General features: G+C 52.1%; 11 protein-coding genes. 4 read left to right on the forward strand and 7 right to left on the reverse strand.

Annotated elements, in window-relative coordinates; translation table 11 throughout:
* A partial coding sequence (locus B2Z72_RS09505) for a hypothetical protein (protein ID WP_297004669.1) occupies positions 1 to 324 on the forward strand: 324 nt, incomplete at its 5' end.
* A 5-nt stretch (positions 325 to 329) separates the two neighbouring features.
* On the forward strand, positions 330 to 1,481 hold the full coding sequence (locus tag B2Z72_RS09510; protein ID WP_296984564.1) for a response regulator: 1,152 nt from the start codon (positions 330 to 332) through the stop codon (positions 1,479 to 1,481).
* 42 nt (positions 1,482 to 1,523) lie between these two features.
* Here B2Z72_RS09510 and B2Z72_RS09515 read toward each other — a convergent pair whose 3' ends face one another.
* From B2Z72_RS09515 to rimO, 4 genes are all read right to left on the reverse strand, one after another.
* On the reverse strand, positions 1,524 to 2,624 hold the full coding sequence (locus B2Z72_RS09515) for a tRNA-queuosine alpha-mannosyltransferase domain-containing protein (RefSeq protein WP_296984566.1): 1,101 nt from the start codon (positions 2,622 to 2,624) through the stop codon (positions 1,524 to 1,526).
* Entirely contained in the window at positions 2,621 to 3,949 is a 1,329-nt protein-coding gene (locus B2Z72_RS09520; protein ID WP_296984568.1) for a type II toxin-antitoxin system HipA family toxin, read from the reverse strand. Before B2Z72_RS09520 ends, B2Z72_RS09515 begins: the two co-directional genes overlap by 4 nt.
* Entirely contained in the window at positions 3,943 to 4,302 is a 360-nt protein-coding gene (locus B2Z72_RS09525; RefSeq protein ID WP_296984570.1) for a helix-turn-helix transcriptional regulator, read from the reverse strand. The genes B2Z72_RS09520 and B2Z72_RS09525 overlap by 7 nt, the downstream gene beginning before the upstream one ends.
* A 299-nt stretch (positions 4,303 to 4,601) precedes the next feature.
* Complete coding sequence (gene rimO, locus B2Z72_RS09530) at positions 4,602 to 5,951, reverse strand: 30S ribosomal protein S12 methylthiotransferase RimO (protein ID WP_296984571.1); 1,350 nt, start codon at positions 5,949 to 5,951, stop codon at positions 4,602 to 4,604.
* Positions 5,952 to 6,186: 235 nt separating this feature from the next.
* Here rimO and B2Z72_RS09535 point away from each other — a divergent pair, with 235 nt between their 5' ends.
* Entirely contained in the window at positions 6,187 to 7,077 is an 891-nt protein-coding gene (locus B2Z72_RS09535; protein WP_296984573.1) for an MBL fold metallo-hydrolase, read from the forward strand.
* A 122-nt stretch (positions 7,078 to 7,199) separates the two neighbouring features.
* Here B2Z72_RS09535 and B2Z72_RS09540 read toward each other — a convergent pair whose 3' ends face one another.
* On the reverse strand, positions 7,200 to 8,516 hold the full coding sequence (locus B2Z72_RS09540; RefSeq protein ID WP_296984575.1) for a dicarboxylate/amino acid:cation symporter: 1,317 nt from the start codon (positions 8,514 to 8,516) through the stop codon (positions 7,200 to 7,202).
* Between the two features lie 318 nt (positions 8,517 to 8,834).
* Here B2Z72_RS09540 and B2Z72_RS09545 point away from each other — a divergent pair, with 318 nt between their 5' ends.
* Positions 8,835 to 9,077, forward strand: a complete 243-nt coding sequence (locus tag B2Z72_RS09545; protein WP_296984577.1) for a hypothetical protein — start codon at positions 8,835 to 8,837, stop codon at positions 9,075 to 9,077.
* Positions 9,078 to 9,192: 115 nt separating this feature from the next.
* On the opposite strand, the gene B2Z72_RS09550 is transcribed toward B2Z72_RS09545, so the two are convergent.
* Both B2Z72_RS09550 and B2Z72_RS09555 read right to left on the reverse strand, forming a co-directional pair.
* Positions 9,193 to 10,476, reverse strand: coding sequence for a c-type cytochrome (locus B2Z72_RS09550; protein ID WP_296984579.1), 1,284 nt, complete (start codon positions 10,474 to 10,476; stop codon positions 9,193 to 9,195).
* A gap of 10 nt (positions 10,477 to 10,486) precedes the next feature.
* Positions 10,487 to 11,177, reverse strand: a 691-nt coding sequence (locus B2Z72_RS09555; RefSeq protein WP_297004672.1) for a GMC oxidoreductase, incomplete at its 5' end; no start/stop codon positions are given.

An 11,177-nucleotide genomic window follows, 5' to 3' on the forward strand; every position in this document is an offset into this window, starting at 1 on the left:
ATGCACGAGCAGCGCCTGAGCTTCCTGAAAGAAATTATCGCCCTCGCCGAGCTGAACATTGAAAAGACCAGCAATGAAATTCAGAACTTTTCCGACGTGGTCACCCAGACCATGAGCGACATGCTGATTCAGCTGGAAGGCATGCTGTTTAATCTGGGCCTGGAAGACGATCAGGAGAAGAAATTGCTGGGGCTTGCCAACGTCACAACAGACAAGCTGGAAGACACCACCCGCGATACCAGCCGTCTGAATAATAACCTTAACAATATTCTCGAAGCACTCTACGACCTGTTACATGACATTCAGGAAAAAGAGCAGGATTAACCTTTATGACTGACGCCTCTATTCTGATTGCCACCAACTCCACTGAGACTTCTGATGCCATAAGTCTGGTGCTGAAAGAAAAGTACAAACTCATCTGTGTACACAGCATCGAAGAATTCTTTGCTGAATTTAGCAGCCGCATGCCAGACCTGGCCGTTATTGGCGTTGCCCTGCGCAATAAAGAAACCGCTTCATCGCCAAAAGATGGCTATGAAGTCTGCACTGCAGTGAAAAAAAATCCGGCGCACAGTTCCGTTCCTCTGATTCTGTTATCCGCTTCAAACAGCAGTGAAATCCGCCTTGCAGCCTATGAGGCAGGCGCCGATGAATTTATCAGCGACCCACGTGATGGACGTTCGATCCTGCACCGCGCTGACAAATTACTGCACGACCGTAAAGAAAAAGAACGCAGTATGGAGCAGGCACAATCCGCGGTGAAAGTCGCCATGGAAGCCATGACCAACTCCAGCGAGTTAGGCAAACTGATTCAGCTGCTGCGTGCTGTCCATCAGATCGAAAAGCAGCAGCCGTTAGCTGATGCCATCCGGGACTCGATCAGCTATTTTAATCTGTCCTGCAGTGTCATGATCCGCGCCGGCACAGAAACCTTTTCCGGTTGTAAAAAAGGATCTATGGAAGCCTCACTGATGGACAGGTTTCAGTCTTCCGGCCAGCGTATGACCCACATGGGTAACCGTACCCTGATCAACAGCGATAAAGTTGTTATGTTGATTAAAAATATGCCGGTGGATGAAGAAACCCGCTACGGCCGCTTCAAAGATCTGTTGGTTATGATCGCGGATGTGGCCAGCGACCGGGCGGTTGCAATTGAGGCCGGCCACACCCTGGAGATGAAACAGCAGCGCGTCGCCATGCTGGAAGACATCATTCAGTTGGCGGAAGAATGTGTGGAACGATCAAATAAAGATATCGGCGATTACTCTGCCGATCTGATGAATGCCATCCGCGACATGATCAACGCTCAGGATGATCTGATGCCCGGCCTCGGCCTGGACGATGATCAGGAAGAAAAACTGCGCGCCCTGGCCAACAATGCCACAGACCGTATTGAATCAGCATCCTGCCGCACAGAAGCGTTGGGAGCCAGCCTGCAGAATCTGGTCATCGTTCTGCGGGAACTGCTGGATCGCCAGTAACAATCAATCCCACCGCAGCATTCAAACGCAGCAGTAAAGCGTTTAAATGCTGTTTAACCAGCGTTGCCAACCCTCACCCGCCAGCTCCGCATAGCTCATCCGGCAGATTGAATTCATTACGCTGACGGACTGCGCCGCTGGATCAGCGCCATTGTTAATTTCCGTGCTGTTCATTTTCAGGCCGGAAAGTGCCTGCAATTGAGCGACTGCCGCCTGCATATTGGCCGATGGATAACGGCATATATCAGCATACTGTTCGCGGTAGCATAAGTCGTCGGGAACAAGCGGAATGGCACCTGCCGTGACGGCTTCCAGTACCGACAGCCCCTGAAATTCATGAATCGCCGTACTGACCACAAATTCCGCACGCCCCAGCCACGCTTCATACTCATGTCGCGGCAACATTCCGTCGACCAGAATGTGATCGGAAAACTCTGCGCGCACAGCCGCCAGAGCCGCTGGTGTTTTCTGCGCCCTGACCCCCAGCAGCGCCACTGAAAACGAAAAATCGCTCTTCCTAAGCTCTCTGAGAAATTCCACAAACAATTCCGGCTTCTTGTCATATTCCCAGCGATGATTCCAGACAATCAGTCCGGGGATTTTTGTTCCACCAGCAATGGCTTTTACCGGTACCGGCAGCAGATCACTTTTTGCCGACAGACGCTTCTGCAAATCTGCAGGCTTACAATCCGGCAATTGTTTCAACAGCCGACTGACTCCAGACAGAAAGGTTTGCCGGTTAAAATCCGAATTAAACAGACACTCATCAGCACTCAAAGCGCCATACAGCTGAACCATTTGCGGATCAACCGAGCTGTGCTGCCCTTCCCCCAGAGGATAGGCAAACTGATTTTCGTGGAAATAATAACTGACCGGTACAGCAGCTAACGCAGGTATCAGGCCTTTGATCGTGGCGATATCAACCATAGACGTCGCCAGAATACGATCGGGCTGCCAGCCATCAAGCTGTTGTGGCAGTTCATCCAGCCAGCTCAGCGGATTACCACGAATGCGCCAGCGGAAATATCGTCCGGGTAATTCCAGTACGCGCCAGTCGGCTTCGAGGTTCTGCGTCAGCCAGTTAACCCAGCTGGCATGACTGTCAGAACGATAGGCGGACAACAATAAGATACGTTTTGTCATAGGGATAAGCGCAGATTAGCCTGAATTTCTTTCACTAACGACGGCGGCACACCATATTCCTGTGCCAATGTTGGCCAGCGGGAGACACTGTCACAGACCTCATCAATAACCCCGTTCAGTTTTTTGCGACTGAATAATGGGCTCAGACTCTGCAGTGAGTAAATATCCTCCCGGGTGAAATAATCACGCTTTCCGTTCAGGCTCATCCAGTGACTGTTCACCCACGGGCTGCCGGGTTTATAGCTGTAGGCAAGATCATAAGCCGGTGCCAGAGACCAGGTTTTATCCTGATACAGAAAGGCAACGTTTTTGGCATGATCATCATGATTGCGGGCAACGATATTAAACACCATCCGCCTCAGTATCTGCTCCGCTGCTGTTGCTGTCAGCTTTAACTGACGCGCCACCGCAAATAATTCAGCGTAAGAAAAACTGCCCGGCTTTTTATAATCCACATGGGCAAGGCCGTTTAATGTCTGCATATGAATTTTACGGTTACCCAGCCGATCAAAGCGGCGGGTCAGAAAATGACGGCGATCACCTTCCTGCAGTAAATGACACGGCATCATATCGATACCACAGGAGCGGGCCATCAGAGCGTAGACGTATTCCATCGCCCCGTACCCCATGGGATCACCAAAGGTTTCTTTATGTTGGTTATGTTCACTGACGCCGTCGAATTTCATCAGATAATGATCGAAACCATCCGGCACATCCGTCTGCCCTGAGCGGGCCTGAGTAAAATCCTGATTGAATGCCAGCACAGCTTTGGGCCGCGCACCACCAGCACTCATACCGACAGATAACAGTGCCATCATGGCTTGCTGATCTTCACTCTGCCGCTGATTCAGCGATACCTGAAAATCGTTACGCTGATCCAGAATTTCCTGTGCCACGGCAACCAGAGACTCAATTTCAACATGCTGCGACGCATTCAGGCTTTTCAGCCGGGTAGCCGGCGCAAACTCCAGCGCGCCCATACCCCGCTTTCCGGTGTACTGCAGACGCTGAGGTGGCGTGATGTCCCCGGGCCGACCACCACGACTGGCAACCCAGGCATTCAATACCGCATTACCGAAGTCATCCGGCAGCGAGTCCGCTATCAGCCCCGGCAGCCCTCTGAAGGTTTCCGGGTTCAGTACCGGAAATCTGTATATCTGCCCAGACAGCGGCATGGTCAGCGGTGCCAGCTCGATGCCGGTACGGATGAAAGACGGCTGATATTCAAATGCGCCGATGCCGCTGGCGGTGTCAAAACTGACGGCGCCCACCTCGTGCAGGGTATCCCCGTCAGCATAATTCACGCGGATAGCATCCATCACCATGTCTCATCGTCCTCTGACGGATCAGTCGCCTGATCGCCCTGGCGGCGCTGTCCGGAGGCCCGCTGACGGCGTTTACCCTGCAATTTGGCCAGCTGCAGTGGCGACATCGTTTGCGGCGGCAGAAACTGATCAAGCTGATCCGTGAGCTGTAACACCTGCAGAATAGCCACCAGCACTTCCAGCTGAGTTTTGCCTTTCTCGGCATTCAGCACCAGCTTGCGGCTGATGCCCGCCATATCAGCGACCTCGCTCTGGGTAAGGTCCCGGTTTAAGCGGGCCTGCTTGAGGCGCTCCCCCAGCTCTCCACAGACGGCCTGTGGTGACATGCCACTGAAATGACCAGAACTATTCATAATGATCCCAAATACGGACTTAAAATTCATAAAATTAACTTAATGAATCAATTTAAGCACATTAAAAGATGAATAGACATTGCAATATTATCAAACAGGAGCTGATCAAAGATCGCATACAGACCGGAATCACCAGGAAATCATAAAGTCCTTATTATGGGTCTTTATTGAAATTTAATGCGATAAAGTACCGATTAGGTAACTTTATTGGATGCAGGGAATTAACAGAAAGAGGATCAGAACAGCAGAGGGATACAAAGCCGGGACACCGCTGCAGGTATCCCGACGGAAAACACGTATCAGGCGACCGGGGAGCCCCACAGGTCATATTCATCAGCGTGTTCAATTTCTACTTCGATGAAATCGCCTGGCTGGCAATCAAAGAAGTCGTTCAGATACACCATGCCATCGATGTTTGGCGCATCCCCCGGTGAACGGGCAACCGCGCCCTCTTCGTCGACTTCATCCACCAGTACGGTCATGCGGGTACCGATTTTACGCTGCAGTTTGCGCGCACTGATGTCCTGCTGGGTCTGCATAAAGCGGTCGAAGCGCTCCTGCTGGATTTCTTCCGGTACATGATCCGGCAGATCGTTGGCTTTTGCGCCTTCTACCGGGCTGTATTTGAAGCAGCCAACCCGGTCGAGTTCGGCTTCTTCCAGCCAGTCGAGCAGCAGCTGGAAGTCTTCTTCGGTTTCACCGGGGAAGCCCACCACGAAAGTTGAGCGGATCACCAGTTGCGGCACCGCTTCACGCCATTTTTTGATACGCTCCAGCGTGTTTTCGGCATGGGCCGGACGCTTCATCAGCTTGAGAATACGTGGGCTGGCGTGCTGGAACGGGATATCCAGATACGGCAGGATTTTACCTTCCGCCATTAACGGCAGAATATCGTCCACACTCGGGTACGGGTAAACGTAATGCAGACGTACCCAGGCGCCCATCTCACCCAGTTCTTTGCACAGATCGTAGAGTTTGGTTTTTACCGGTTTGCCATCCCAGAAACCGGTACGGTATTTGGTATCCACACCGTAGGCTGAGGTGTCCTGCGAGATCACCAGCAACTCTTTGGTGCCGGCGGCCACTAAGCGTTTGGCTTCATCCAGCACATCACCAACCGGGCGGCTGACGTGCTTACCACGCATATCCGGGATGATGCAGAAGGTACAGCTGTGGTTACAGCCTTCGGAAATCTTCAGGTATGAATAATGGCGCGGCGTCAGCTTCACGCCTTCCGGCGGCACAGGCACCAGATCGATAAAGGGGTTATGCTCCTGGTCCAGTGGTGGAACCCACTCGTGCACCACACCCATTACTTCTTCATAGGCCTGTGGACCGGTTACCGCCAGAATGCCGGGATTCAGCTCTTTGATGGTCTCTGCATCTTTACCTTTGCCCATACAGCCGGTGACGATCACCTTACCGTTCTCGGTCATAGCTTCTTTGATGGCATCCAGCGATTCCTGCTTGGCCGCATCAATAAAACCACAGGTGTTCACCACCACCACGTCAGCGTTATCGTAGCTGTTGACCACTTCGTAGCCATCCATGCGCAGCTGGGTCAGGATCTTCTCGGAATCCACCAGCGCTTTCGGACAACCAAGGGATACAAAACCGACTTTGCCGCTGGACGTTTTGCCTTCGGACATATTCAAACCTCATGGGGATAAGCACCGGCAGACGCCAGCGCTGTGCAAATACAGATAATGGTGGCGGATTGTACAGAATCCGCCGCCCGCCGTCATTGGTGCCAATTCCTCCATGTTCTGACGGTCTGCGCTTTCTGCGCCGTGGCTGCGGTATATTATGCCTCTCACAGCACACCAGCGGCGTACAATCCTGCCTGCTGTGTTGTGTCTTCTTGTCTTCCCTCAGGAACCCGTTATGTCAGTTGACGAATCCACTTCAGCTCAGGAATTTAACTACATCGAAGCCATTCCTCTGGCGCACAATCTGCTGTTCTTTTACTGGGGGCGCCATCCTCAGCATGCCAGCATTGATATGCGCCTCGGCGGCGGCGCGTTTGTGGTCTATGAGGGCGAAGAAGCGGTAATGATCGACTGCATGAACCTGGCCGGCCACGGTCAGTACGTGCGTGACTTTATGACCCGGGAACACGGCATTGAACGCTTTACGCTGGTGAATACCCACTGGCACGAAGACCATATTGCCGAAAACCATGTCTACTCCGACTGTACCATCATCGCCCACACAATGACGCGCCGGCTGATGGCGGAAAACCGCTCATCACTGGAGCTCGGCTCCCCCGGTGTACCGCCCTTCCCGGTCGTTCTGCCCACGGTGTGTTTCAGTGGTCGTCTGGATATCTGGTGTGGCAGCACGCTGATTGAACTGCATGAATTTGCTATCCATGAACACGGCCATATCTGCGCCTGTCTGCCGGGGCAGAAAACCCTGCTGGCGGCCGACATGCTGGAAGATCCGGTGTGGTTTTTCAGCTTTGAAGTTGCCTCAGCGCAAACTCAGATTGAAGAATATCAGCGCATGGCAGCGATGGATATTGAGCATATCTATACCGTCCATGGCGACGTGGATACCCAACGACACGGTGGCTACAGCAAAGACTTTATCCACGCCAATGCCGCCTATCTGCAACGCATGATCAATGCAGCAGTAGATGGTTCACTGGATAAGAAAAGCGCCGAAGAGATGATCAGCCAAGAATTAGCAGCCCATACCCTGCACTGGTGGGAAGCCTACCGCGAAGTACATGAGCTGAATAAAAAGACCGTGAGAGGCTATTTAAAAAAATAAGACGTAAGACCGTAAAACGTCAGAAAGTAAAACGTTCAGGAATTGATCGCCCGGCAATTCAAGGCAGTCTGATTAAACGCTGCTGACCAGAAAATGCAGTGGTGACCAGCAAAAAGAGTGGCTCAGTCCCGGGCCACCGCATGATCCACCACCACACTGGTGACAATATCGCCTTCCACATTCACTGCGGTGCGAATGGTGTCGAGGATACGGTCAATCGGCAGCAGAATGGCAATTGCTTCCGCCGGCAATCCGACCGATTGCAGCACCATCACCATGGTGACCATGCCGGCACTGGGAATACCCGGCGCCCCCATAGAAGCAATCATGGCTGTCAGCATCACAATAACCTGCTGGCCAATGGATAAATCCATGCCCATCAGATAGGCAATAAACAACGCCGCTGATGCCTCATACAGAGCTGTGCCATCCATATTCATGGTGGCACCGACAGGCAGGACAAAACCGGCGACGTCTTTTTTAACCCCCAGCGCCTGCTCGCTGCACTGCATACTTAATGGCAGAGTCGCGGCACTGGAACTGGTGGCAAAGGCGGTGATCATCGCCGGCCGGGCACCGCGCCATAACCATAACGGTGACTTACCGGTAAACAGATACATCAGACCCGGCAGCACAATGGCACCATGAATAATGGTGATGGCAAACACCAGCAGAATAAATTCGCCCATGGTGCCCAGCAAAGCCATATCCTGTGTTGCCATCAGCTTGGTTAACAGTGCGAACACCCCCAGAGGAGCGAGCTTCATAATCCAGCCGATGATCAGCATCAGCAGGTCGAGAAACTCCTGCAACAGGGCCAGCACATAGCCGCTTTTGTTTTTACTGCTGCCGTTGCTGGCGCCGGAATCAGACTCAACAGACGCCGCCTTTACCAGGGCAATACCAAGAAATACCGCAAATACCACCACAGAAAGAATTTTGCCATCCGCTAAAGCAGAGAATGGATTCATAAACAGACTGTGTAAAAACTGGGCTAAAAATTCGCCACCACTCATCTGCTTCGCCTGAATCTGATCCATGCTGTCCTGAAACATCGCCAGCTCCAGACCCGAACCCGGTTTAAACCAGCCGGTAACCAGCAACGACAACACCATGGCACACACCATGGATAAAGCAAAAAAGCCCAGCGCATAACGCCAGACTTTGCCCGCCTGACTGTGGGCCTGCAAATGGGCAATACCCGTGACGATGGAGGTAAAAATCAGCGGAATTAATACCATCTTCAGCAGATCGATAAAAAACCGGCCAGCAATCCCCGCCCAATAAAGCACCCCGGTCTTCAGCGGATGATCGGCCGCTAATGAATTCAGTCCGTACCCCAGCAGAATACCGGCCACGGCTGCAATCAGAATCTGACCATTGAGACCCTTAAGCCAGCTGAATACTGAAGATGTTGGTTGCGAACCTGCGCCCTGCATAACGATGGCCTTTTTACGGATGAAATCAGAAAAACAGGAGCGTATTAAAACATAATCCCCCGCAGATGACTGCGCCGACGCGGATTTACAGCAGGCTTTACGGACAATCCCCGCCATAACTGAACGCAGGGCATCTTTCTCTCCGCCCCGGATTCATCTGCCGGCCAATGACCGTGTTATGCATTGCCAATTATCAGCAAGCCGTTAGCATAAACCCATGGTCCACCCTGCAGGCTGACGCTACCTGAAAGGTGTATCAGCGCTCAGATGCGCGAAAACGGTTTATCCACGACTCAAAAACAACAGGGAAGAAAGTTTATGCAATGCCCGATCTGTTCCCGTGACTGCCAGACCATCGAACCGGATGGCAACTACACCCACATTGATTGCCCGGACTGTGGCGAATACAAAATTGTGCGCCGGGCCATGGAAGTGGCCGCCAGTGAAACCATTGACGTCGGTATATTCCGCGATTACCTGAGCAAAAAGCGTAAGGCCAACCAACCTGCGCCGATGATTACCAGCCTGAAAGAAGAACAGGGGCTGGTCAGTAACGGATAAAGTCACACCAGATAATCCAGGGCAATGTATGCCCTGACTGCAGGCCATAAAAAAGGCCCTGCCGAAGCAGAGCCTTTCTCTTTCTACCGTTTGCTAAGCAACAATAACCTGACGGTTAAGGTGCGCTGGCATTCAGTACATCAGCCGGAATATCCTTACGGACATTGGCTACGTCGGCTGCGGTAACAGCGGCAGCATTATTGTTCCATGCCTGACGCAGGAAAGTCACCAGAGTCGCTGCTTCAGCGTCTGACAGTCTCCAGCCAAAACCAGGCATTGCCAGATCTTCCGGAGCCTTATCTGTGGATGGCATGCGTGAGCCTGCCAGAATCACATGAATCAGACCGGAAGGATCTTCAGCATTCACCAGTGAGTTGCCGTCCAGTACCGGGAAGATATTGGCTGCACCTTCACCGGCAGTGAAGTGACACGCGCCACAGTTATCCAGATACAGGCGTTCACCGGAATCATCAGCCACGACTGCTTTGTTCAGCACAGCGGCTGTTTTCTGAGTCTCAGCGTTATTGCTGGCAACGTATTTACCATTACCTGGCAGACCTTTCAGATACGCAGCAATGGCGTTGAGATCCTGCTGATTCATATACTGCATGCTGTGATCAATAACGTCAGTCATTTCACCAACAACGGCAGTGTGACGGTTACGGCCGGTGGCCAGATAGAAGGCGATATCGTCTTCACTCCAGTCCTGCAGAGCGCCATTTTTGCCGCCACGCAGACTTGGCGCATGCCAGATTCCGATCTGACCGCCACTGAGGAAATCACTGTCGCCTTCATCAAAGGCTTTTTCCTGGGACGCAAAGCCGCGCGGTGTGTGACAGCTGCCACAGTGACCAGCGCCCTGTACCAGATAAGCACCACGGTTATAGGCATCAGACTTACTGCTGTCGGCTTCAAACGGACCATCGCCATCGTAGAACCAGTTCCAGAAACGCAGACCCCAGCGCTGGTTGAACGGGAAGCTCAGATCGGTTTCCGGAACCTCAGTATTTACCGGTTTTACACCCTGCATAAAATAGGCGTACAAGGCTTTTACATCGTCGTCAGACAATTTCGCGTAATCCGGATAAGGCATTGCCGGATACAGGAAACTGCCATCTGCACGACGGCCATGACGAACCGCATCATCAAACTCTTCAAAGCTGTAGCTACCAATACCGGTCGCTTTATCGGGTGTGATGTTGGTGGTGTAAATGGTTCCAAACGGGCTTTCAATTGAACGCCCACCCGCGAAAGGCTTACCACCTTTCACGGTATGACACGCCACACAGTCACTGGCGCGCGCCATATATTCACCTTTTTTGATCAGATCCTGATCGGCAGATGCCTGGGCTGCGGTAAACAGCAGAGACAGCGAAACAATTGCCATTAAATTTTTCATGTCAGCCTCCTTATGCTTTTACCAGTGGACCAGGGTTTTTCAGATACTGTTCGCGGATCGCTTTAGCTGCCCACAGAGTCAGACCACCTACCAGTACGGTTGGGTTGAACTGAATATTCTGTGGGAACACACTGGCGCCCATAACGAATACGTTATGTACATCCCAGCTTTGCAGATACGGGTTAACAGCACTGGTTTTCGGATCCGTACCCATTGGCGAGCCGCCCACGTTGTGGGTAGTCTGATACGGTTTTACATCGTAGTGCACGCCCGGTTTTTTGAAGGACGATTTATACACATCCGGATTCATGGATTCCGAGATGGCATCAATTTTACCCTTCATAAACTGAGTCATGCGGATATCATTATCTTTCCAGTCAAAGGTCATACGCAGCAGAGGCTGGCCGTAATCATCTTTATAGGTAGGATCAAGACTTAAATAGCAATCGCGGTAGGACATGTTACTGCCGTGAGAAGCAATGGTCATGGAGTGACCATAATATTCCTTAACGGCTTTTTTCCAGCCACTGCCCCAGTTAGGAGAACCGGCTGGTAATTTCATACTGCGGATCGGCTGACCGTTGTACATCGCGGCATTCAGAACCGAGCCACCGATAAAGCCTTCTTTAGCGAAGTCGATCTGTTCAATACCGTAATCCAGCGCACTGGTTGAATTAGCACCGGTACCAACGAAAGGATTA

It is taken from the genome of Thalassolituus sp. UBA6592, assembly GCF_002433655.1.
Classification (GTDB): domain Bacteria; phylum Pseudomonadota; class Gammaproteobacteria; order Pseudomonadales; family Oceanobacteraceae; genus Venatoribacter.